21 protein-coding genes are annotated in these 22873 nt (G+C 35.1%); 11 read left to right on the forward strand and 10 right to left on the reverse strand.

What is annotated here, in order from left to right:
• Nucleotides 1–122: 122 nt before the first annotated feature.
• From ACLCEG_RS05315 to ACLCEG_RS05330, 4 genes are all read left to right on the forward strand, one after another.
• The gene (locus ACLCEG_RS05315; RefSeq protein WP_410566428.1) at nt 123–1454 is read left to right on the forward strand and encodes an APC family permease; all 1332 of its coding nucleotides are present in this window, start codon (nt 123–125) and stop codon (nt 1452–1454) included.
• Between the two features lie 19 nt (nt 1455–1473).
• Nucleotides 1474–2919, forward strand: a complete 1446-nt coding sequence (locus tag ACLCEG_RS05320) for an NAD(P)/FAD-dependent oxidoreductase (RefSeq protein WP_410566431.1) — start codon at nt 1474–1476, stop codon at nt 2917–2919.
• Between the two features lie 149 nt (nt 2920–3068).
• Nucleotides 3069–4427, forward strand: coding sequence for an amino acid permease (locus tag ACLCEG_RS05325; RefSeq protein WP_191028525.1), 1359 nt, complete (start codon nt 3069–3071; stop codon nt 4425–4427).
• Nucleotides 4428–4811: 384 nt separating this feature from the next.
• The gene (locus ACLCEG_RS05330) at nt 4812–5171 is read left to right on the forward strand and encodes a hypothetical protein (RefSeq protein WP_077166103.1); all 360 of its coding nucleotides are present in this window, start codon (nt 4812–4814) and stop codon (nt 5169–5171) included.
• 141 nt (nt 5172–5312) lie between these two features.
• On the opposite strand, the gene ACLCEG_RS05335 is transcribed toward ACLCEG_RS05330, so the two are convergent.
• Genes ACLCEG_RS05335 through ACLCEG_RS05345 form a run of 3 tightly spaced genes read right to left on the reverse strand, consistent with a single transcriptional unit; the run spans nt 5313 to nt 7044 of the window.
• Nucleotides 5313–5990 carry a DUF799 domain-containing protein gene (locus tag ACLCEG_RS05335; RefSeq protein WP_004702899.1) on the reverse strand — a complete coding sequence of 226 codons (678 nt, stop codon included), beginning with the start codon at nt 5988–5990 and terminating at the stop codon, nt 5313–5315.
• The gene (locus tag ACLCEG_RS05340) at nt 5987–6355 is read right to left on the reverse strand and encodes a DUF4810 domain-containing protein (protein ID WP_410566436.1); all 369 of its coding nucleotides are present in this window, start codon (nt 6353–6355) and stop codon (nt 5987–5989) included. The genes ACLCEG_RS05335 and ACLCEG_RS05340 overlap by 4 nt, the downstream gene beginning before the upstream one ends.
• Nucleotides 6356–6372: 17 nt before the next feature.
• On the reverse strand, nt 6373–7044 hold the full coding sequence (locus ACLCEG_RS05345) for a CsgG/HfaB family protein (protein ID WP_002048002.1): 672 nt from the start codon (nt 7042–7044) through the stop codon (nt 6373–6375).
• Nucleotides 7045–7355: 311 nt separating this feature from the next.
• On the opposite strand from ACLCEG_RS05345, the gene ACLCEG_RS05350 reads away from it, so the two are divergent.
• Nucleotides 7356–7826: a hypothetical protein gene (locus tag ACLCEG_RS05350; protein ID WP_077166102.1), complete on the forward strand. Its 471-nt coding sequence runs from the start codon at nt 7356–7358 to the stop codon at nt 7824–7826.
• A gap of 88 nt (nt 7827–7914) precedes the next feature.
• Here ACLCEG_RS05350 and ACLCEG_RS05355 read toward each other — a convergent pair whose 3' ends face one another.
• Complete coding sequence (locus tag ACLCEG_RS05355; RefSeq protein WP_077166101.1) at nt 7915–8745, reverse strand: alpha/beta fold hydrolase; 831 nt, start codon at nt 8743–8745, stop codon at nt 7915–7917.
• 412 nt (nt 8746–9157) lie between these two features.
• On the opposite strand from ACLCEG_RS05355, the gene ACLCEG_RS05360 reads away from it, so the two are divergent.
• A complete protein-coding gene (locus ACLCEG_RS05360) occupies nt 9158–9580 on the forward strand; it encodes a MarR family winged helix-turn-helix transcriptional regulator (RefSeq protein ID WP_004702909.1) in 423 nt (140 codons plus the stop codon).
• Between the two features lie 184 nt (nt 9581–9764).
• Here the strand turns inward: ACLCEG_RS05360 and ACLCEG_RS05365 are convergent, their stop codons facing one another.
• A complete protein-coding gene (locus ACLCEG_RS05365) occupies nt 9765–10319 on the reverse strand; it encodes a TetR/AcrR family transcriptional regulator (protein WP_077166100.1) in 555 nt (184 codons plus the stop codon).
• Between the two features lie 48 nt (nt 10320–10367).
• On the opposite strand from ACLCEG_RS05365, the gene ACLCEG_RS05370 reads away from it, so the two are divergent.
• Complete coding sequence (locus ACLCEG_RS05370; protein ID WP_167370366.1) at nt 10368–10517, forward strand: hypothetical protein; 150 nt, start codon at nt 10368–10370, stop codon at nt 10515–10517.
• Between the two features lie 578 nt (nt 10518–11095).
• On the opposite strand, the gene ACLCEG_RS05375 is transcribed toward ACLCEG_RS05370, so the two are convergent.
• A complete protein-coding gene (locus ACLCEG_RS05375; protein ID WP_410566440.1) occupies nt 11096–12355 on the reverse strand; it encodes a ParB/Srx family N-terminal domain-containing protein in 1260 nt (419 codons plus the stop codon).
• Nucleotides 12356–12938: 583 nt separating this feature from the next.
• On the opposite strand from ACLCEG_RS05375, the gene ACLCEG_RS05380 reads away from it, so the two are divergent.
• The 3 genes from ACLCEG_RS05380 (at nt 12939) to ACLCEG_RS05390 (ending at nt 15676) form a co-directional block, all read left to right on the forward strand.
• A complete protein-coding gene (locus ACLCEG_RS05380) occupies nt 12939–13757 on the forward strand; it encodes a YqiA/YcfP family alpha/beta fold hydrolase (RefSeq protein WP_410566442.1) in 819 nt (272 codons plus the stop codon).
• 142 nt (nt 13758–13899) lie between these two features.
• Nucleotides 13900–14889 (forward strand): hypothetical protein, encoded by a 990-nt coding sequence (locus ACLCEG_RS05385; protein WP_410566445.1) that lies wholly within the window; start codon nt 13900–13902, stop codon nt 14887–14889.
• 43 nt (nt 14890–14932) lie between these two features.
• The gene (locus tag ACLCEG_RS05390) at nt 14933–15676 is read left to right on the forward strand and encodes a TSUP family transporter (RefSeq protein WP_019458230.1); all 744 of its coding nucleotides are present in this window, start codon (nt 14933–14935) and stop codon (nt 15674–15676) included.
• Between the two features lie 157 nt (nt 15677–15833).
• Here ACLCEG_RS05390 and ACLCEG_RS05395 read toward each other — a convergent pair whose 3' ends face one another.
• The 4 genes from ACLCEG_RS05395 to ACLCEG_RS05410 all read right to left on the reverse strand — a co-directional run bounded on the left by ACLCEG_RS05395 (nt 15834) and on the right by ACLCEG_RS05410 (nt 21854).
• Nucleotides 15834–16712, reverse strand: a complete 879-nt coding sequence (locus ACLCEG_RS05395) for a MetQ/NlpA family ABC transporter substrate-binding protein (RefSeq protein ID WP_004702956.1) — start codon at nt 16710–16712, stop codon at nt 15834–15836.
• A gap of 540 nt (nt 16713–17252) precedes the next feature.
• Nucleotides 17253–17597: a DUF3969 family protein gene (locus ACLCEG_RS05400; RefSeq protein WP_019458231.1), complete on the reverse strand. Its 345-nt coding sequence runs from the start codon at nt 17595–17597 to the stop codon at nt 17253–17255.
• Nucleotides 17598–17964: 367 nt separating this feature from the next.
• On the reverse strand, nt 17965–19713 hold the full coding sequence (locus ACLCEG_RS05405; protein WP_410566448.1) for an FAD-dependent oxidoreductase: 1749 nt from the start codon (nt 19711–19713) through the stop codon (nt 17965–17967).
• A gap of 713 nt (nt 19714–20426) precedes the next feature.
• Nucleotides 20427–21854, reverse strand: coding sequence for a Na+/H+ antiporter NhaC family protein (locus tag ACLCEG_RS05410; RefSeq protein ID WP_151741662.1), 1428 nt, complete (start codon nt 21852–21854; stop codon nt 20427–20429).
• A gap of 114 nt (nt 21855–21968) precedes the next feature.
• Here ACLCEG_RS05410 and ACLCEG_RS05415 point away from each other — a divergent pair, with 114 nt between their 5' ends.
• Nucleotides 21969–22847 carry a LysR family transcriptional regulator gene (locus ACLCEG_RS05415; protein ID WP_410566452.1) on the forward strand — a complete coding sequence of 293 codons (879 nt, stop codon included), beginning with the start codon at nt 21969–21971 and terminating at the stop codon, nt 22845–22847.
• The last annotated feature ends 26 nt before the right edge of the window (nt 22848–22873 follow it).

Genomic DNA, 22873 nt, shown 5'->3' on the forward strand with positions numbered 1-22873 from the left:
GCTACTGTTCAAACTTTCTTCAATCAGACTTGTTTATTCAAGTCTAGGGGAAGTTTTGGCCTAAAAATAGCATCGCCTTTCTGGATGAAAAGCAAAATAACGAAATTTGAGGTTGAAAAGACATGGAAAATAAAGCGTCTTCCTTAAAAAAACTATCACTATGGCAAGTCACGATTATTGGTATTGCCTATATGACCCCCATGACGGTTTTTGATACTTTCGGTATTGTTTCCGGAATTACCAATGGTCATGTTCCTCTCGCATATTTACTTGCTTTAGGCGCGATGCTGCTCACCGCCTGGAGCTATGCGAGGTTTAGTAAAAATTCAGAAAGATCAGGTTCAGCCTATAGTTATACTGCTGAAAGTTTAGGGCCTAAAAGTGGTTTTTTTGTTGGCTGGTGTTCTCTACTCGACTATCTGTTATTACCGCTTATTAATGTGTTACTGGCTGCAATTTATCTCACCGCACTCATTCCGAGTATGCCTTACTGGTTTTGGGTGCTGGTATCGGCGGGCCTTGTGACTTTAGTCAACTGTTTCCGTATTCGGTTACTTGCCAACTTAAGTCTCGTGTTTGTGTTTGCTCCGATTATCCTCATGGTCATTTTTGTATACTTAGTGGTTCGTGGTATTGGCTCAACTCAAGGTTATGAACACGTGCTGACCTTGGCTCCGCTATGGCACGGTCAGCAATCGCTATTACCGCTCGTTGCTGGCGCTTCGGTTTTATGTTTTTCATTTTTAGGTTTTGATGCAGTCACTACTCTTTCAAATGAAACCAAACAACCCACTAAAAATATTCCTCGAGCAGTCATGTTAACAACACTTACTGGCGGGCTTATTTTCTTCACAGCCGCTTGGTTTATTCAGCTTTATTTTCCAAACAATGTTCGTTTTCACCACCCTTCAGAAGCACTTCCTGAAATTGTGCTTTATGTAGGCGGCGCGTTGTTTCAGTCGATATTTTTATGCGGCCAAATTATGAACACAGTCGCCTCTGGTCTTGCCTCGCATGCCAGTGCTTCGCGTTTACTGTATATAATGGGCACCGACAATATTTTCCCTAAAAAGTATTTTGGAACCATCCATAGCTCTTTAGGTACGCCATTTTTCTCGGTTTTATTTGTCGGGCTTATTTCAATGTCGGCTATTTTTTTAGATTTAGCTCAAGTCGTAAGCCTGATCAGTTTTGGTGCGCTCGTTGCTTTTACGGCCGTCAACTTCTCAGTTTTTATGAAATTTTATATTAAAGATAAACAGCGCTTGGGTTTTAAAAATAAATTTCTAAACCTATTTTTACCGCTTTTATCGGTCATTAGCATTATTTGCTTGTGGCTCAATCTTGACTCCTCTTCACTCATTTTTGGATGCTTCTGGTTAGCTTTAGGCATTCTTCTATTCATTTATAAAACGATTAAAAAACAAAGTATTGCCATTAGTAATGCTTATTAATTTTTTAAGGAACTTCTCTATGAAAATTATTTCTAAACCTCAGCTTTTAAAAGATGTGGAATACAAACCAAGTAAATCTCTACAAGTGGGCAAAGAGTGGAGTTGGTTAAATCCAAAACATGCGAAATTTGATACAGCCACGGTTAATGATGCGTCGGTAGATAACCCAGCCAACTACTATGAAAGCTCACTGTCTGATTGGCATACATTTGATAGTTTAAATGCTGACATTGAATGTGATGTCGTGGTTATTGGCGGTGGTTTATTAGGTTCATCGACTGCCCTACACTTAGCTGAACAAGGTGTAGATACGGTTTTATTAGAAAAAAACCGCATTGGTAGTGCAGCTTCTGGGCGAAATGGTGGACAACTTACTCCTGGTTTAGCACGCTGGGAAGCTCAAGAAATGGCTGACCGATTAAGCTATGAAGATGCAAAAAAACTATGGCATTTTACTTCTACGGAAGCCATGCAACTCATTGATGATATCTCGGAAAAATACCAACTCAACTTTGACCGTAAATACGGGCATATTACTGCCGCTGTTCATGAAGGACATTTGGTTGGCTTAACCCAAGGTGCCGATGCCAGAAAATACTTAGGTGAAGACCATACCCGTATTGTGGGTAAACATGAACTCATGGACTTTATTAAGTCAGACTACTATACAGGCGGTTTAATTGATGAGTTAGGTGGACAAATTCATCCCTTGGCTCTAAACCGTGGTTTAATTTATGGCTTTTGCCAAAATGGCGGTACTGTTTATGAACAAACAGAAGTTATTTCAATAGAAGAAAAAGAAGATGGTATTTATGTTCACACAGCAAATGCTGTCGTAAAAGCTAAAAAATCTGTAGTTCTGGCAGTACACCATGCCTCGTTTAAACTTTTATCTGAACAGAACAATACCACTATTCCATTTTATACCTATGTCGCGACCACCGCTCCTTTAGAGTTTGACACCAAAGAGCTTCTGCCATTTGGACATCCGGTCTATGACACTCAGTTCCAGATTGATTACTACCGTCCTGTGTTTAACAACCGTTTATTGTTTGGTGGCCAAGGTACAGGAACATGTTGGGGACCAGAGAAAACTTTAAATTATTTAGAGCATCGAATTCATACGGTGTTCCCGCAAATTAAAAATCTAGAGATGGATTTTGTGTGGAGTGGAACCACTGATTTAACTGTTAATGGTGCAGTCGATAGCCGTAAATTTGGCAACAAGTTCCCGATTTATGCTGTTCACGGCTGGAGCGGTCATGGCGTAGCACAGACAGTACGTATTGGTAAAGCCATCGCAAATGATTTTGTTGGCCAATCGAATGACTTTGAAATGTTATCTAACATTGACCATCAAAATATTATTTTTGGCCGTACCCTTGCCCCTGTTGTTATTCCACTTGCGAAAAGTATGTATGGCATCGGTGCAATGATTAACCCAGGCAAAATGGTGTCTTTCTAATTTATAAAAACATCATTTTTCTAAAAAAGGATTCGTATAGCTTTGTGCGGATCCTTTTTTATTTAACTGAGTAAAATCCTTTTCAAATTAGGTTATCCCTAGCCAATCTATTACAATAGCATCAGCTTTTTTAGACAGCGCATAGTATTTTGAGTAACTCAACTTCCCAATTAAAACGTGGACTTAAAAATCGTCACATCCAGTTAATCGCTATGGGTGGTGCTGTGGGCACAGGACTGTTTTTAGGCTCTGCACAAGTCATTCAGTCTGCTGGTCCTTCAATCATTTTAGGTTATGCCATTGTCGGTTTGGTTGCATTTTTAATTATGCGACAAATGGGTGAAATGATTGTAGAAGAACCTGTGGTTGGCTCTTTTAGCTACTTTGCACAAAAGTATTGGGGAAGGTTTCCCGGTTTTTTATCGGGCTGGAACTATTGGGTAGTCTACATTTTAGTGGCTATGACTGAGCTTACCGCCGTAGCGAAATATGTACATTATTGGTGGCCTCATATACCTGCGTGGGTTTCGGTTTTATTTTTCTTTGTACTGGTCACTTGCTTAAACCTAGGCAACGTTAAATTTTATGGCGAATCTGAATTTTGGTTAGCCATTATTAAAGTTACCGCGGTCATTTCAATGATTGTGTTTGGCTTATATTTATTGCTGACGGCAGGCAACGACTCTATAGCGAGCTTTTCAAACCTATGGCAGCATGGCGGCTTTTTCCCGCATGGTTTTTCGGGTTTGTTCTATATGCTCGCCTTTTTAATGTTTGCATTTGGCGGTATTGAACTGATCGGAATGACCGCTGCTGAAGCTGAGAATCCGGAAAAAAGTATTCCACAAGCCATTAACCAAGTTATTTTTCGAATCTTGATTTTTTACGTGGCTTCACTCGCGATTATTATGTCGCTTATTCCTTGGAACCAACTGGACCTGGGTGGTTTAGATAAAAGCCCATTTGTCATGATTTTTAGTCAGCTTGGCATTGGATGGGCGGCACATTTACTGAACTTTATTATTTTGACTGCTGCACTGTCAGTTTATAACAGCGGCATGTATGCCAACAGCCGTATGTTGTACGGACTAGCAGTACAAGGCAATGCCCCTAAAGTCTTTGGACAAGTAAGCAAACAAGGCGTACCAACAGCCGCTGTTGTCTTCTCTTCTATCCTAATTTTTGGGTGTGTTTTACTTAACTATTTTGTACCAGAAGAAGCTTTAAGCCATCTTATGTACATGGCTGTTGCAGCTTTAGTTTTAAACTGGGCCATTATTAGCTTTACCCATTTAAAATTTAAAAAAGCCATGAAACTTGAAGGCAAAGTTGCCAAGTTCCCTGCTCTATTTTCACCTTTAAGTAACTATGTCGTGCTCGTTTTTATCGGCATGATTTTATACATTATGTGGACTCAAGGTTTTAAAGAATCGGTAATTTTGATTCCAATCTGGATTGTTTTAATGCTTGGTTTATATAAAGTTTTAAGATTAGATAAATCACTCTGAACGTCCTAAAAGGCTTATTCAAATAGAATAAGCCTTTCTTGTTTTAGGGAACTATAAATGCTTACCCTTACTGCAAGTCTAATCAAGCCAAATATTTATCTTGTTTCTGATCAATCACACATCACTTAGTCGCTTTTAGGTACAGGTTATCCATTTAAAAATGGTGCTTAAGACATTTTTAAGAGATGATTATTAAAGTACAAGTGTTTACATGATCTATAAATATTTGTGCCAATGTTCAGCTAAAATCGTGGCTGACCAGGTATATCGTTGCGATCACCAATCAGGAAAAAGACGCTTCGCCATAAGTCGTGTTCTTTACCCACTTTACTGATTCTGCTCCATTCACTGCGTCACTTAATGATGAAAGACAGGAAAAATTTTATGGAAAAAACGCTGCAATGCCCAAAGTGTGGTTCTACAGAAATTGAAACACGTGATCATGACAAACTACTTAAAACCACTGGCGGTGTTTTACTAACAGCTGCGGGAACAACAGCGGGTACCGTAGGCGGTGCTGCAACAGGTGCTTCTATAGGAGCAGCGATTGGTACAGTTGCTGGACCATTAGGTGTGATCGTTGGCGGTACGGTAGGAACCTTTGTCGGTGCAGTTAGTGCAGGTATTACTGGCGGTGTAGTTGGCAATATTTTTGGTAAAAAAGCAGGTGTAATGATCGACAAAAATATATTTCAGGATTATCGCTGCCTAAAATGTAAATACCGCTTTAAAGTAAAGAAATAATCTAATTTCAATTGAATTAAGCAGGTAAAATCAATTTTCAACTGACTCTCCTGCTTAAACTCAACTTTTATAAAGTTCCTCAAATCATAAAGATATGAAGCAACTTATCTAATAAATTAAAACCCAAATTCAGATTTTAATTTACTTCGCAATTCCATCTTGTTGGTACTGAGGTGAGCGTGGGCCATATAACAAACCTGTACCCGGACTATAAGGAGTCGGAGTAAACAGTTGAGCATTTACCATACTTGCTATTGGATAAGCACGATCATTAAAGTTGCTAGAAATCTGTTCAACCAAAGCACCGACTACAGCACCAAGTAAACCAGAGTTACCATCACTACTTGATTGGGATAACTTTTTCTCACCTGTCCAAATCACATCACCTGTTTTTAAATCAACAAGTTTTGCATCTGCACTTACTGTGGCAACACTTTGAATCACTTGATATTTAGAGCCATATTCTTTAATTCGAATGTATAAAGCAGCATCTGCACCAAAAATCTCTTGTAGTTTTTGAGGAGCAATAGACTGCGCATCACTGCCATTGGTGACACCATTCTCTTTAAACATGTTGTCTACAACAGAGATGGGAAAAACATAATAGCCAGCTTCTGCTACAGGTGCGATTACGGTTGGCCAATAACTGTAAGTCGCTTTTACATCTGGTGAATCATTGACTGGTGGCAATACCAAAATTGACTTTGGCATATGAGCTTTATAAGCGGTTATGTCTTTATTCGGTGCTGGAGTGACTGCACATCCAGTAAATGTAATGCTAGAAATAACCAAACCAGCAATTAGCAACTTCTTAATCATGATTTTGTATTCCCACCATTCGCATTCATTTTTTGCAATAAGCGATCCATTAAAACTGTAGACTCTGGATAGACTTGACGTTCAAGCTGGAAATACTCGATTGCTTTTTGAGAATTATTTTCTTGTAAATACAATAACCCTAAATGCGCATATAACCCCGGCGGAACAGCTAGGCCCTTACCTTTAGTTTTTTGAATCTCAGCTTCTAATGTCGTGATTTGTGCACTTGGTGTCGCTTTTTCAGGTGCGGTATACATCAAATAAGTTTGATGCGGATAACTTCCCCATTTATATAAAGATTGAGGACCAGTGGCACAGCCCACCAATCCCAAAGCAAAAACACTACTTAAAACAATTTTTTTCATCTAACACATATCCAAAATTATTGAATTGACCAACGGTTATTTTGAATATCTGTTACAAGATTATTTACCGCTTCACGAACAGCTAAATCGAGCACTTTACCATTTAAAGTAGAATCGTAAGAGGCAGTAGAACCAAAGCCTAAGACTTCACGTGCACCTAATGCATATTCACCAGCACCTTGTACTGAGTGCACAACTTCTGAAGTTTTTACGTCAATAATATTTAAATTAACTTTTGCATAAGCAACTTGCTGTTTACCGCGGCCTAAAATACCAAACAGTTGCTGATCACCAACTTCTTTACGGCCAAACTCAGATACATCACCAGTAATCACATAACGAGCACCTTTAATAGATTGAGCAGTATTGCTATAACCTACTTCTTGTTTTATTTCAGATAAATTGTCGCGATTTAAAACTGAAAAATAACCAGTTTGCTGTAAATGTGTCTCAAGAATCGTTTTCGCTTGGCCGCCTAAACGGTCTACATTATCTGAGAAAACTCCTCTCATATAGCTAGAGCGGTTATCAAACTTACCAATAGAAACAGGAGCTTTTACTCCATTATATTTAATTGCAGAAGTTGCTGCGGTGACTTGAGGACTTTGTATCGTTCTTGATGTTTCAGTGGTTGAACATGCGATTAAACCAAAAGAACTCGCCATAGTAATGATTAATATTTTTTTCATGTTTACTCTATAAAGATAACTAAAATACAAAGAATACATATTATATACAAAAAGACTATCAAATGAGCTTCTAAATCAATCCGTGAGCAAAAATCTGATCAATTAAATTAAAACTTTTAAGTAATCCACTTATTATTTTCTGAATATTTAATCATAAGAAGCATATAAATAAATAGTCACTCCAATGAGCTGTGTATGCCTACGAAGTCAGTTAGAGAAATTCTATCTGTACAATCAAAATCAGCTACTTACTTTACGCTATTTATAAGATATGAAAGAATTACGGCCTCATATAACTTTTGAAATTTAAAATGAGAAAAATATTATTTTTAACTTTAGTCAGTGTGCTTAGCTCGTATAGCTTTGCAGAAGATAATAATTCGGTTTATAGAGGACTTGGTACTGGGCCTCAGAATTTTTTAAAGTTCCAAATACTCAAACAAAAAGGCTTTTTAGCCAATAAACCTAATATTTCACGAGCAGACTATAACGATATATATAAACTGAAAAAGCCTTATGAGTTTATGGGTCAAAATGTTGTACTCATTTCAGATGAATATATGTCTGAATATGTAGGCTGTTGTGTAAGTGAAGGTTGGGGAGCTGTATTTAAGCAAACTTCTAATTTGAAATTGATTGAAAAATTTGCAAAAACAAATCAATGTAGTGTCGGTCCTATAGAGTCAACCAGTGATTACTATGGCTTTAAAATTCGTTCTCTACCAAAAGGTAATTACTATGAATTATCATGTCGTGAACGTGACTTGGCTCAGTCTGAATGAGTTAAAATTAAAATCTGAAAATAAATAATAGTTTTTAAAATCTCTGATAAAGACAGACAAATATCTTTGTCTGTCTTTATCATTAAAACTAAGATCTAATGAATTCCAACAGATCTTTATTAATTGTTTCTGCTTCAGTAGTCGGCATTCCATGAGGGAATCCTGGATAAGTAATTAACTTACCATTTTGAACAAGCTCTGCAGATAATTTACCCGAAATTTCAATAGGAACAATTTGATCATCTTCACCATGCATAACAAGAACAGGAATCTTAATTTTCTTTAAATCTTCGGTGAAATCAGTCTGAGAAAACGCAACGATTCCATCATAATGAGCTTTAGCTCCACCCATCATTCCTTGACGCCACCAATTTAAGATAACTGGCTCTGATACTTTTGCACCTGGACGGTTGTACCCATAGAAAGGACCTGCTGGCACATCGTAATAAAACTGAGAACGATTTTTAAAAAGTTGATTTTGAAGATCGTCAAAAACCTCTTTTGGTAAACCATTTGGATTATTCTCAGTTTTAACCATTAGCGGAGGAACTGCACTAATAAGCACAGCTTTAGCAACTGGATCATTTTGATAATTAGCAACATAATGTGCTACTTCTCCCCCTCCTGTAGAATGGCCAACGTGCACTGCTCCATGAACACCGAGATGATCAACTACTGCGGCAACATCAGAAGCATAATGGTACATATCATGACCATCCCAAACTTGTGATGATCGACCGTGACCACGTCGATCATGAGCAACGACGCGGAAACCTTCTTTAAGAAAGAAAAGTAATTGTGCATCCCAATCATCTGAGCTTAGTGGCCAGCCATGATGGAAGAAAATAACAGGAGCATCTTTCGGCCCCCAATCTTTATAAAAAATTTCTACATTATCTTTTGTAGTTACATAGCCCATTTTATGCTCCTAAATAGAAGTTATCACTTTTAATTCATTCAATTGAAAGCTATAAGCTGCAAATTGCTAACCTACAACCTAGGAATATCAACACTAAATTTCATGTTGATGTTTTTTTAAGAAGGCGTAACAAATTTACCCTCAACTCGTTAGAGTTTTCAAAAACTTATTTATCTCTACCGTCAACTAGAAGTACTAATTGCCTGAGTTGATACAACTACCGCGAGCAACATTTAGCTATTGAAAGAGATAGTTTTCTAATATCAAACCTATTTTTAAATAGAGATAATTTAGTTTTATCTCAAATAGTTTGATATCAAACTATTTGTATAATTATTATTTGCATACATTATTAATTAAGTCAAATATTTTTTATACTAACTACTTAAAGCCTGAAATCATTTTTCACAATATGAATAAAAACCGTACTTTAGATAGTCAGCTTTGTTTTTCGCTATACACAGTTGCGAATGCATTGACTCGTAAATACCGCCCTTATCTTAAAGAGTTCGATTTAACTTACCCTCAATTTATTGTTTTATTGAGCTTATACGATAAAGATAATATTTCACTTAAAGAGTTAAGTGAGAATACTTTAATAGATGCAGGTACGCTCACACCTTTAGTCCAAAAATTAGAAGCAAACGACTTTTTAAAGAGAATACCCGTACCTGAAGATGAAAGAATGAAAAAAGTTGTCCTTACACAAAAGGCAGCTGATTTAAAAGAACAGATTATTGATATTCCAGATAAAATTCGATGCTCAATGAGCATGAATGACGAAGAATTAGATCTAATCATTCACTTATCAAAGAAATTACTGGTTGACTTATAAATTGAGCCTTCATTTATAAAAGATCATTAAAGATGTAACGCCTTTAATGATCTATATTTATCGCATTTACTTGCATAAAATTCACAAAGAAATTAATTAAATAATTATCCAATATTTATGCTGAAATTTATAAAATGATAAATCCTGTTGTTTGTCACATCCACGCATAGAACTTAGATGTAATTTAACGCAAAGTATTAAAAAACCGCTCCACCACTGCATCTCTTTCATCTAAACAATCTGTACTTAAAAATTTAAACATTAAGCCATCGATTAGATTTAAAACCATGTCAGCACTTGGCCTTAAGTCACGGGTTTCAATACTAAAAATTAAGTCAAAAATTTCATGATGCAGCCATTTTCTATACTCAACTGCCATTCGATAAGCCTGAGGATAAGTCACCTTAATTTCAAAAAAGGCTTTAAGTAATAAGTGGTATAGGCTGTTAGAGTTAGCATGTAAAACTATAATTTCTTTCAGCTTATCGGTTGATGTGCGGTAATAGCTTGAATAAATAATAGCGAGTACTTCTTCTTTAAGTAGACTTTTTTGAAAGCCGATGCACATTTCAATCAAACCCTCTTTTGAGTGAAAATAGTTGTAAAGCGTGGCTTTTTGAACTTCTGACTCTTTAGCAATCAGGTCTACACCTGCTGTGTGAAATCCATAGGTTGTAAAGAGGCGAATGGAAGTTTGAATAACCTGTAATTTTTTGGAAGATGTTTCTAAATTTCGCATAGTTTTACCGTTATAAAGTTCTTGTTGTTTCTAAAGGAGAAAAAGCCTGTGCCCTTTCTGGGAGAAAAAAAGGCACAGCAAAGCCGTAAAGACTGTGCTTGGCACATCTCAAGTTTTATAGTTGATGCAAGTTTTTTGAGCCGTAATGACTTAAAGCCTGAAAACCCTAAAGGCCATCAAGCTGCTTTAAATTGTTAAGTAGTGTCGTTATAGCTTTTGGCAAAGGCTGCCAAGAAATAATGGATGTGCAAAGCCAACTCCTTTTTATTGGGAGTTCTGCCAAAACATTAAAATTATGGTGGCAGAACGAAAGGGGGTTCGCAGACTGGAAACAAAGGAACCAGCACACCCGAAGGTGTCCCCCTTCCGCCCTACCGTAGAGAAAAAGGGGGCGAACGAGTTCCCGACACACAAAATAAGAATTTTGCATATCGACTTTGTTTTCCCGGTCTGCGACAACCGACTGGCAATGTGGCCAGCAGGCAAAGAATAGTGCCCAACCCTGTTGCAGTCAAGCACACAAAATGACATTTGTTTTAAATTAGATCATTAAAAAGTAAGGATAAATAATTGACAAGTTATTGTTAATTTGAGGTTTATAAAAATAGAAAAAATCTTAATAACGTGTGCAAGGTGAGATGTTTAGGACTTAAGTGAGAGCAAGTGATGTTTTTTAATTTTTAAATAATTAATTCTATTCTGATCAAACGCTAATGATTTAACCATACAAAAAAGGAGTGACTTTACTCACCCCTTTCTTATTAAATATCCGTGAATTACCAACCCCAACACGTTCCTGAAGCAGGTTTTCCACATAACTTGTAGTTTACCGCATACCAAATACTTCCACCTGTACGCGGTGTTTTATCTTTCTTAATTTCGTCACGGGTCAAATCTGCAAGATTAGAAATTGAAGTCGCAGTAACAGAACCTTTAGCGGCATTTTTCACAAGCTGTAATGCGCCCAAATCTGCGGCAGTTGAAGTACCATAAATAATATCAGTCGGTTTAGTACTTCCCATCAATAATGAATAATCAGCAACCGCTGCCTGATAGCCTGTTGCACTGCCCGATACAGTTAAATCACTTTTTATTTCAGTAGTTGCCAATACATCTGCAGCACCATACACACTCGCATCGGTATGATAAAAACTTAAAGGATGTACCAGATTATTAGCGATTTGCTTATTAAACCAATCTTCCCATAAAAACTCAGTATAGTCCGTTGCATTGGCAACTTTGCTATAACCAATATCACGTGTGAAATAAACCAATGAACGATATGGATTATTTTGCATACCGTCAGGGTTAGTTGCAGATTTTAGGCCTAAGTTTTTAGGTAATTGTTGATATGAAATCGGTTGGTTTTTTCCATCTCTTAACCATGCTTGGCCATTGGCAAGCATTTTCGCCCAAAACTCATCCGCAGTTTTACTATCGCTATAATTCCCAACAACTTTTACCCATACTTTAAGTTGACCACCGCCATCAGGCAGCTCACGGAATTCGGTCATTGTATGATGACCATCGGTCAAATAAAGACGCCCATCATAACCCACAACAACTGTTTTCAAATCAGCCGTTTCAGTGCCCGGCTGTTCTTGACAGTTAAATGTCTCCAATTGTTTTAAATTGGCCTTTTGTAGGTCTTGCAGACTTGTAAAATCATCACGACCTTTTGCACCAATCGCTTCACAATAATCGCTAAACTTCTTACCAATGGTTTTATTTAAATAAACTAATTGATTGACTGGGTCTGCTTGCCAAGTTGGGCGCTGTAAATCACCTTGCCAACGCCCTAATTTATAATAAATTTGATCATAACCAATTGCACCCTGCGTCGGAATCAAATCAGCAATCGTAACTTGAATTACATCATTGGTTTTGAGTGTAAGAAAACGCTGGTCACGGGTATCTGTAGGTGTTGGAGAAACTGCCGTAGATTGCTGATCATTACTATCATTGCAAGCAGTTATAGCCATCATGCTCGCAACAAGAAATACTAAACTTAGAACTTTATAAGATTTTTTCTGCATGACTGGAATTTACCCCAATAAATTGCATTATTTTTGTACAGCAAGATTTCATTTATATGACCAATCGATGTCATTTTGATGAATATATAGTTCGATTAGTCAAATATGGTTTTCTATACTCAGCATTTCAAAAACACTTAACAATGTCAGAACTTTGTTATTTTTAAATTAAAATAAAAAAATAGTTATTTAATATCTGCAAATTCAAAAAAGGTTATTCACTCCTACTTTTATGTATCCTGATCTTTTACTTCAGGAAACATTAAAACTCATCTATTTTTATAGCTTTCACAACACCCAATAAATTGACGTCCAACTTTGTAGACCCTGCAACCAGCTTACGGAAGCTGAAATCAGTCATTAGATTAAGGTCACCTTCAAGAGCCATTATTTTGCCCAGTACAACTGTATATCTACATATTATTGGCTACTTGGAAAAGATATATTAAACTCGACATATCTATTCAAATAATATTTATTCAAATAGAATATAAAAACTTAAAGATAAATACTTAAGATCGTTATTATTTAAATTTTATTTTATATAACAAAGTTTTTACAGTTCTAACAGGAATAATAAGTCATGGAAAAGCAAGATAACTTATCAATTGCTCATAGATATCTTTCTAATACTATTTCAAAAGTAACAAGCTTGCCCACACATGAGCTGAAAAATTACAACACAGCCGAAAATGTAAATTCGTTCTTTTTTACTCATGACTTTGGTACTTATGAGTTAGAGGCTAAATTTAGTTATGGCGAGGGTTCCCCACAGAAAATAGCATTACTTATACATGGGGGTAACTCTGATCTAAGCTCTTTAACCCCTTTAGAAGAGCTTCTTAGAAGTAAAAATATTGCAACACTTTCCTTTAACTTAAGCGGTTTAAATAATACAAGCGAAACAAAGTCATCGTTATCTCAAAACATAAATGAAAGTATGACTTTTTATAGTCTTTTAAAAAAAGTAGATATTGTTATTGGATATAGTTTGGGTGGTTATATTGCAATTCATTTAGCAAAAAAATTTCAAATAGATGAATTAATTTTATTATGCCCAGCCATATATTCAGATCTGGCAATAAATAAAATGTATGGGCCAGATTTTAAAAATGAAATTTCAAAACCTTATAGTTTTTATTATTCATCAATTTGGAACTTCTTAATGAGTTATAGAAAAAATGTATTAATTATTTATGGTGAACTGGATGGAGTAAAAACTAACAATGGAAAGTCAAAAGGATTTTATGAGATTAATGAAGTTACGAAGTACTCTCCTATTCCGTATGAAATAGTTCAAACTTTCAAAAAAATTTCTATGCGAAAAGCAAACTTCAATTTAATAATTGAGAAAGACAAAGATCATTATTTAATAAAAAATATAATAAAATATAATATTTAAAAAAATATTGATTTTTTAAAAGAGACGCTCTAGTCTTTAGCTGAATTTTAATCACAATAAACTAGCCATGAATCAAATAGTTAAAAACTTAGACACTTATCATCTTTATCTTTCTCCCTAAATTTCTCATTTAATTAGTGAAATGTCATATGAACTGGCTTTACTAGGAGGCCCTGATTCTTTACATGTTCAAGATAAAATTCTAGCTTTTAAAGAAATGCTAATTGCAAAGTTAAACTCATATGAAAAAAGTATTATTGAAAAATATATTCGTAGAGAAATACCTTATCTCGTTCTTGAAGGACTCAATATTAAAAAGTTAGATCGTAGTAAAATTGATATTACTCAATCAACACAATTACCGTCACTTGAATTACTTGAAACAGATATAGATATATTAACACTCGCTTCTTCTGAACAAATCATATTGGCACTGCTTGAGGAAGATGCTTTCGCATTTGATATAGATAATTTAGGCAAAATCGTTAGAGTTGTTGCAAACTTAAAAGGTGGTGGAATCACAAAAATTGAAAATGAGAATCCTGACAAGAGTTCACATTCAGGTATAGCACTAACTGCACACACCGAAGCTCCTTATCATACAGTGACTAAAGTTGTTAATAATCATTCACCTGCTCCCTCTTCTTTAATTTTAACAGCAAGATGGAATCCCCTGAACGAACCTACTAGTTTAATTCCAATCTCAAGAATATTAAGTCAATTAACTCTTGAAGAGACAATGGCTTTAACAACAGAAAGTTTTAACTTTACTAGAAGTGAAACTTTTAATGAAGGCCAAGGATCTGGTGGAGAAAACGTTTCTATTTTAGAAGTAGATAAACATGGTTATATAGCCATGAAATATAACTCCTATAGATTCACTCCAAATGAAAATGCTTCTTTAAAAATTAAAAATGCTTTTTATAAATTTGAATCAATTGTTCGACAAGCGCATATTGTTGATTCAATTAATTTAAATCCTAATACAGTTTTAATTATTAACAATAGTTTATGCTTACATTGCCGAGATATTATTAAAGATAACCGTAGAACATTAGTTCGATTATTTGGTTATAGAAAAAATCTTGATTATATTGTGCTGCAAAAAAATCCACTTATTGTGAAAGGCTAATAAATTGAATTTTGAACTCCTCCTTATCTTAGGCTTAGTGGCTATGGTAGCTGGATTTATTGACGCTATTGCAGGTGGAGGAGGTTTAATCACTCTACCTGCATTGCTCTTATCAGGTGTCCCTCCCGTATCTGCAATAGCAACCAATAAATTACAAGCAGCCTCTGCAACACTTTCAGCAACTATTAGTTTTGCAAGAAAAGGGCTTATCGAGTGGCGTAAGGCAATCCCTATCGCTTGTATGTCTTTTTTAGGGGGAACATTAGGGGCACTTTCAGTTACCCTGATGCCTAAAAATGTTCTTTTAACTATCGTACCAATACTTTTAATTTTGGTTGCTTTATATTTTATTTTTTCACCAAAGCTCAGTGATGTTGATAAAAAACCTCTTATTCCTTATTTTTTATTTGCACTTCTAGTGGCGCCGTTACTAGGGTTCTATGATGGCGTTTTTGGTCCCGGGGTTGGTTCATTTTTCATCGTTGCATTTGTACTGTTATTAGGATTTAAGCTAGTAAGCGCTTTATCTTATACCAAGTTAGCAAATGTGGCTTGTAACCTAGGTTCGTTATCTATATTTATCATTAAAGGATACGTCATTTTTCCAATAGCTTTTGTGATGGCTGGTGGAGCTTTTATTGGTGCCTCGATAGGCGCAAAATTTGCAGTAAGATTTGGCTCAAGAGTGATCAAGCCCTTACTCATAATCATCAGCTTATGTATGGCTTTAAAGTTACTATTAGACCCTAAAAACCCGATTTTTATATATTTAAGCCATTTCTTTTAGTCTATTTATTAATTTGTCTGCATCTCAATAGTTTGTTTTCTAACAGCTCTTACATTTGTTAAAAGCTTACCACTCTCAAAAATACATATTATAAAAAAAGCTAAGCCCCGATTAGCGGGGCTTAGCTTTTAAAAAGTAATTCTAATTTAAAAATTACTTATTTGATGTCTGCAAATTCAGAAACAGGTTTGTTCACTTCAACTTTTGTGCCACCGAATTTTTCACTTACGAATTTTTGCACTTTCGGTAAGTGGTAAAGTTCACCAAGTTTCGTATAGATCGGGTCATTTTTGTTTGCTTCAGCTACGCCCAATAAATTGACATAAAGCTTAGTAGACTGGTCAACAGGCTCACGGAAGATAGCGTCTTTCATTACATTAAGACCACCCTCAAGTGCCAATGTATTACCAAGTACAATTGCATCTACATCGTTTTTAACACGAACTGCTGTAGTCATTTGAATTGGTTTTAATTGTAAATTTTTAGGGTTTTCAGCAATGTCGTTCGTAGTCCCTTTTATAGGATCAAAGTTTGGTTTAAGTTTAATCAGTTTAGCAGATTGTAATAATGTTAATGCACGAGCTTCGTTAGCAGTATCGTTTGGAATTGCAATCGTCGCGCCTTGTGGGAACTCTTCAACAGTTTTAATTTTATCTGCATAAATACCCATTGGTTCCAAGTAAGTTGTCGCAATAGCTGCAACTTTCGCTGTATTTGAAGCATTGTAAGCTGCCAAATAGTTAAATGACTGGAACGCATTTACATCTTGCTCACCATTTGCGACAGATGTATTGAGCACAACATAGTCAGTCAAATTGGTAACTTGAAGTTTAATACCCGCTTCTTTAGTCTCAGGAAGCGTTGCAACATATTTCCATACATCCGTATCTGAACCTGTTGAAACCAGTTTAATTGTTCGAACAGACTCAGTTTTGTCTTTGGTTGTTGCAGTATTTTCAGTTTGTGCAGGTTGTTTATTACATGCAGTCAGTGTTAGTACAGATGCGCTGAACAATACACTAAATAATTTTTTCATAGGTACATCCTAAAATAGGAAACGCCTACCCTACAAAAGAGTGAGACATTTCCAACCATTGGGTCGAAATGCAATATTTGGCCGGAAATAATTTCCAGATATAGGGTTTAGAAGCCTGAATTCAGCACTATTCATTCCTTGAACTTGCTCGCTAAACAATAGAATTATGTTTTGAAACAGCCTCTAAATATGGGATCATCATATATCAACAAGTGAATATTCTACAAATAACTTGTTCAATTCTGATATATAGTCATGCTCACAGCAACATATTGAAAACATAAACATTTTTTAAATACCACATACATATTTGATTTATATGAAATTTTCAGGATTTGTTATCAATATTTAAGCTAAATATAGATTTAATTTGTACTTTAATCATGTGCTTAAGATAGACAACGCATCTCATAAACTTTCATTTGAGCAATATGCGATTTTAATTAATGCAAAACAGATAAGTTTTCATTTCTTACATTTATCACCAGATGTAAAGCCACATCTGAGGTATCAGCAATATTTTTATATATTACAAATATTTTAATCATATTTATCGAATAATTTTTGATCATACCACTTTTCAAATTCAAAACTGGTTACAGGCAATTTTTTGATCATGTCCTCACTTTCCTTAAACATTTTTTCGACTTCATCTTTAAAATCAATATTAAATCCTTCTAAATCTTCTAGCTCAGTCCCTCTATGAATTATATTAATTAAGTCCATAGAACAATTATTTTCTTTCAAAAGTCTAAGCATATATGGTGTATACAAAAAATGTTCAGCTTCATTTATATCTATATAATTATTTTTTAAAGAATGCAAAAGCCCGAGATTAACTAGTAAAATTAACTTTTCCAAATCAGTTTTTCCTGATTTATTCATTTTTCCCTCCAAAAATCCTATCTTAGCTTCAAAAACCTAAACAAAAGTTCTTTAGTAATAATGGATATATTCACTTCACATCCAAGCAACTATATTAAATTTTTCTTTTTTGAACTATTTAAAATTTTACAAAATAGTTAGGTACTTTTTTGAGTCTGTTATATGTATTTATACAACTACGGAATAAGTATGATAGCCACTGACATCAAGGCCATATGTTGTTTCAACTGAATCAATTTATGTTATAGAAATAAAAAAGCCCCTGCTTGTAACAGAGGCTTTCAAAATTTGATGGATACCATGAAATCCAAATTCAATAAAATACTTCTCAATAGATTTTATTAAAGTTTATTTCCTTGGTGAGCAATTAGCTCAAACTAAGTATGGATGATATAGCACTATGTAATTCATCTTCTGCATTTTCAATTTCATTGCTTGTCCAAGCAATATAGCCGTCTGGTCTAATCAGCATGCATTCATTTTCATCATTAGTCCAACAGCGTGAAAGCTCTCCATAAGAGTCTTCCACATCTCTTTTTGGCCCTATCTGTATAACTTTAATATCCAAGTTAAGCTGTCTATTAATATGATCTACAGCAAGCTTCCATTTATCACCTTGCAACCAACAGAAAAGCGTAAATTTTCCATTGCCGATTAAATCCAAAGTTGAGATTTTTCTATGATTTTTGACTAACCATGTATGAGAGAGTTTATGGCCAGCATTAAATGAAGGATAGTAATAAAGATCTTCATCTCTACAAGAATCTAATTCATTTTCAATATTATGTTTTGCTCCAATAATTGCAGATGAATCATATCGTACATTAGTTTCTACACCTAAAGCAGCAAACTCATAAGCTTTATATTCAATTGCAGACCTTAAATCACGGCGTTTAAGAGCACCTTTTTCATTACTCTCACTCAAATCATTAATGCTTTTTTGCATCGCCTCTGTACTGTACTTTCCATCTAACTCTAAAGCAGAAAATATAGTAGAGAACTCTCGGACACTTTGATTTGCACGCTTAACAATTCGTTCACCAACAGATGCTCTTTCATCATTAAAACTGTCTAATAAACCACGACCCGCTTTGCCATTTAATACAAATGCTAATTTCCAACATAAGTTATAAGCATCTTGTATAGATGAGTTTGAACCGAGTCCATTAGAAGGTGGATGGCGATGGACAGCATCACCAATACAGAAAACTCGACCTTTCGAATATTGCTCCGCATACATTTCATTGACTGTCCATAACGACTTACTACTTATATTTATTTCAATGTCGTTATCGCCAATAAGCTGTTTGCAAATCGCAATCGCTTCATCATCGGTAAGAGAAGGCTCCTCTTTTTCAATGTCGTACCCCCAAACAATCTGCCATTCATTCCAAGGTCTGACCATTCGCAGTAAGCCTAGCCCAATTCCTCCAATGTTTGCTCCGGGTTGTATAATCCACCAGAGGTATCCAGGTCGATGCGAAACATATTTTGTTAAATCGGCTTTAAAAATAATGCTGATACTGCCACTTTTCCCCATTTTACCAGCCATAGGCAAATCTAAGTCTTTTACGACTTGGCTGCTTGCACCATCAGCTCCGATTAGATACTTACATCGGATTAAGTATGTTTGTTTAGTTAATCTATCTAAAACAGTGACGGTTACACCATCTTCATCTTGTACATGAGATATATATTCCGTATCAAATCTTGGATGGCTACCTCGTGATGCCGCATTTGAAAGCAAAATAGGTTCAAATAGGTGTTGAGGAAGATCACACTGTTCACAAGGGCTCGCTTTAGCATACTCAGACATTCTTTCTGGATGATTCATTCCATAAGGAAAACGTCCAATTTCATCACCCGTTAAAGATGTGCAATAAACCACATCTCCCATAACTTCTTTTGGGGCTGCTTTTACGATTACTTCATCTGAGATGCCTAAGTCTCGTACAACTTCCATTGTTCTTTGACTGATATAATGGGCACGCGGACTGTTTGCTAGCCATCTATATTTAGTTATTATGATATTTCTAATTCCATAAGTACTTAACATAAGTGCAGCAGAAGAACCAGCCGGACCACTCCCAACAATTAAAACATCAGTTTCTAACATTTTTATCCTATTATTTACATATTTTTAGTATCTAAATAGTTATTGCACATATTTAAAGCAAATAACTATCTTAAACATAATGTTGCTTCAAAAACTCTTTAAAACCAATTGGAGATAAAAGCTTCACTATATTAATTTTCCAATAGATCTATAAAATAGATAAAATTAATTTCCACATATTTATAGATCTATTATTTTCACAAATATAACATTTAAGGTTTATTGGTTACATTGGCAAATCCCTACACAATATATCTTTTAGATACATCTAACTCTCCGATTAAGTTTATATTTTTTAAGCATAATTTTTTATTTATTAAAATTATATGAGCCACACCTTTAAAAATAAAATTATAAAACAATCATTATTTCAATTATACTTTATAAAAACAAATATTTTGATACCATCAATAGAAATATGAGCCATGAAAAATAAAATAATATTGTCGATTTTAGATAAATATTTTACAATACTATTTCCAATCCAAAAGATTTCTCAATTTATAAGCTAATAAAACAATAAATCTATTGAAAATTAAAATATTTTTTATACATAACTTTGATACTTATGAAGTAAATTAGCAAAATAAAAAAAATATTTTATTTTAAAAAGACCTATCAATTATGCAATACAAAATAAAGCCCTTTAAACTTTCTAGTTTAAAGGGCTTTTAATATTCATTTAAATAAGAAAGACTTTTAATTTGTAGGAGCTAATTCAAAATCTGGAACAATACTGCAAAAAGTAGAATATTTGCGATCACTATGGCCCAACCACCATATAGCATGTATTTCAGTTGACTTGAACGTGCTAAGCCCATTTGACCAAACATATCAGAAGATGGGAAAGGACCAAACCAGTCTACTTGGGAACTTGATAATAGAACTGCTGTAACCGCAACAGGTGGAACACCATTTGCCAGTAAAATTGGTCCAAAAATTTTATTGGTAAACGTCATTTGTGCAACAGCTGCGCCTGGAATATGCCCCACAATATTAAATAAGAAAATACCAAAACACAGCATTGCAGGACTTAAGTCGACCAAATACGGTGTCGCATTATCCAACAGTGTTTGGTAAGCATTGAGTTTTTCAACAAGAACTAAAATTGGATTGTATAACCAGTAAAGAATAAACATCCAGACTAATTTACCGCATCCCTCATAGAGTGCTTCCAAAATTTGTTTAGGACTAAACCCCGCAACTAACCCAGTTAATGTGGCAACAGTAAGCATCACAATAATTGCAAAACTAAAACCTGCTTTAAAAATAATTCCAAGAATTGCCATCACGATAATTGTTCCAATGAATACAATCGCCGCACGTTTACTTCTTTTCAATTCGGAGGCACTTTCTATTTTTTCAGAAGGCTCTAAGAAATTTTCATTATAGGTATATTTTCCAAAAGTCCACTTTTGTATATAGCCAGACATGAACCAACCTGTAAGAAGTGTGACAACACTCATAGGAATGGCACAAGCACTTAAGTATTGCGGGTAAGTCAAGCCTCCCAACTCTAAAATAGTCACTGTACTTGGTGTAAATGGTCCTATAAAAAGACCGACCGAACCTGCTGTCATCAACAGTAATGCAACGGTGGGTGGCGTTAAACCAACAGCTGCTGCAATGGGAATAATGACAGCAACAATAATGGCATTACCACCTGCCATAGTCCCCAGTGAACCACAAATAACAACTGATGAAATCATGATGCCAAGTTTCACGCGAGGAATACTTGAAAGCCCAACTTTATTGACAATAAATTTGACCAACTCTTTCGCTGCACCTGTTCGGTTGGCAACTTCACCAACCCCAGCACCCAACATAATAATAAGACCGACAGTTGCAATAAATGAACCTGTAGACTTTGCAAGTATTCCACCCAATTCAAATACACTGGTGGATGTCATTATCACACTGATAATAATCGCAATAATCACCGCAAGCACAATATCTAGACCGATAACAGTTAAGAGTGCTAAGGCAAAAATAGGCAATAACCCAATTAAACCGACCTCCTCTATGGGTAAGCCTTTTGCATAAAATGCTAAAACAAAGCTAAGAATAATAATTGCAATAAGGACAATATTTTTAGGTGTCCTGATATTAGGTATTGTTATAGAAGATTGCTCAACTGACATATGTATCACTCCTTGATCATTGGCATTGAATTTCATACCAATTTACAAGGGTTTATTGACATTAAATAATGAATTCTAATAGATTACCTATAACTATTAGTTATGTGCTCATTTATGAATCTTCGACACCTAGAAATCTTCTATTTAGTCATGCTTTTTGGTTCACTCACAGAGGCAGCATCATCGTTATGCATTTCACAGCCTGCGGCAAGTAAACTACTCAAACATGCGGAACAACGACTTGGTTTTTCTCTATTTAAGCGAGTCAAAGGTAAATTACAGCCAACAAAAGAGGCCTATATCTTATATGATGAAATTAAGCCAATTTATGAAAAAATAAATGAATTAAATAAATTAACGGATAACTTAGCAAGAAGTACTCAAGGACAAATCACACTCGGGTGTTTGCCCAGTTTAGGTTTGAGTCTCATCCCCAAGTTAACTGCAAAATTTCTAAAAAAATACCCTGATGTTTTTGTCAATATTGGTACAGATCATACTCAAGCATTAGAGCAGAAATTATTAAGACGTGAAATTGATATTGCGGTGACATTCCAACCTCATACTCAGCATGGCATTATTGCTACGCCTGTTCTGGATATTCCTTTGGTTTACATCGACTCTCAGCCTATTGATGCAAAGCAAGATCTTCACTCAATTGATGAAAATAGATGGATTCAACCCTACTCAGACTCCCTCATGCAAGTTGTAAAAAGGTACAGAACATTTAATAAAAGTATTGTGAATGTACAAACCTATTATATGGCGAGTGAACTTGTGCGCGAAGGTTTAGGGTGTAGCATTACCGATATTTATACTGCTGCACACTCCTTACCAAATCATATGATTCACGAAATAAAACCAAGTTTATCTACCACAATTTATATTTTAGAAAATGCTAATGTGAGCACGACCAAAGCGACTGAAGATTTTATTGAATTAATTAAAAGAGAAATTGCTTCGATGACGCCATCGATTAACCAAAAGTTATGAGTAGTATCTAAAAACTCATTTGTTTA

Origin of the sequence: Acinetobacter sp. H1(2024) (assembly GCF_046557555.1) — a bacterium.
GTDB classification, from domain to species: Bacteria; Pseudomonadota; Gammaproteobacteria; order Pseudomonadales; family Moraxellaceae; genus Acinetobacter; species Acinetobacter seifertii.

Bases quoted from the DNA above. Each gene is read 5' to 3' on its own strand.
- ACLCEG_RS05355 (WP_077166101.1), bottom strand. From the start codon at position 8,745: ATGGGCTATGTAACTACAAAAGATAATGTAGAAATTTTTTATAAAGAT.
- ACLCEG_RS05335 (WP_004702899.1), bottom strand. From the start codon at position 5,990: ATGATTAAGAAGTTGCTAATTGCTGGTTTGGTTATTTCTAGCATTACA.
- ACLCEG_RS05330 (WP_077166103.1), top strand. From the start codon at position 4,812: ATGGAAAAAACGCTGCAATGCCCAAAGTGTGGTTCTACAGAAATTGAA.
- ACLCEG_RS05410 (WP_151741662.1), bottom strand. From the start codon at position 21,854: ATGTCAGTTGAGCAATCTTCTATAACAATACCTAATATCAGGACACCT.
- ACLCEG_RS05360 (WP_004702909.1), top strand. From the start codon at position 9,158: ATGAATAAAAACCGTACTTTAGATAGTCAGCTTTGTTTTTCGCTATAC.
- ACLCEG_RS05350 (WP_077166102.1), top strand. From the start codon at position 7,356: ATGAGAAAAATATTATTTTTAACTTTAGTCAGTGTGCTTAGCTCGTAT.
- ACLCEG_RS05385 (WP_410566445.1), top strand. From the start codon at position 13,900: ATGTCATATGAACTGGCTTTACTAGGAGGCCCTGATTCTTTACATGTT.
- ACLCEG_RS05380 (WP_410566442.1), top strand. From the start codon at position 12,939: ATGGAAAAGCAAGATAACTTATCAATTGCTCATAGATATCTTTCTAAT.
- ACLCEG_RS05345 (WP_002048002.1), bottom strand. From the start codon at position 7,044: ATGAAAAAAATATTAATCATTACTATGGCGAGTTCTTTTGGTTTAATC.
- ACLCEG_RS05315 (WP_410566428.1), top strand. From the start codon at position 123: ATGGAAAATAAAGCGTCTTCCTTAAAAAAACTATCACTATGGCAAGTC.
- ACLCEG_RS05340 (WP_410566436.1), bottom strand. From the start codon at position 6,355: ATGAAAAAAATTGTTTTAAGTAGTGTTTTTGCTTTGGGATTGGTGGGC.
- ACLCEG_RS05400 (WP_019458231.1), bottom strand. From the start codon at position 17,597: ATGAATAAATCAGGAAAAACTGATTTGGAAAAGTTAATTTTACTAGTT.
- ACLCEG_RS05405 (WP_410566448.1), bottom strand. From the start codon at position 19,713: ATGTTAGAAACTGATGTTTTAATTGTTGGGAGTGGTCCGGCTGGTTCT.
- ACLCEG_RS05320 (WP_410566431.1), top strand. From the start codon at position 1,474: ATGAAAATTATTTCTAAACCTCAGCTTTTAAAAGATGTGGAATACAAA.
- ACLCEG_RS05390 (WP_019458230.1), top strand. From the start codon at position 14,933: ATGGTAGCTGGATTTATTGACGCTATTGCAGGTGGAGGAGGTTTAATC.
- ACLCEG_RS05415 (WP_410566452.1), top strand. From the start codon at position 21,969: ATGAATCTTCGACACCTAGAAATCTTCTATTTAGTCATGCTTTTTGGT.
- ACLCEG_RS05395 (WP_004702956.1), bottom strand. From the start codon at position 16,712: ATGAAAAAATTATTTAGTGTATTGTTCAGCGCATCTGTACTAACACTG.
- ACLCEG_RS05365 (WP_077166100.1), bottom strand. From the start codon at position 10,319: ATGCGAAATTTAGAAACATCTTCCAAAAAATTACAGGTTATTCAAACT.
- ACLCEG_RS05375 (WP_410566440.1), bottom strand. From the start codon at position 12,355: ATGCAGAAAAAATCTTATAAAGTTCTAAGTTTAGTATTTCTTGTTGCG.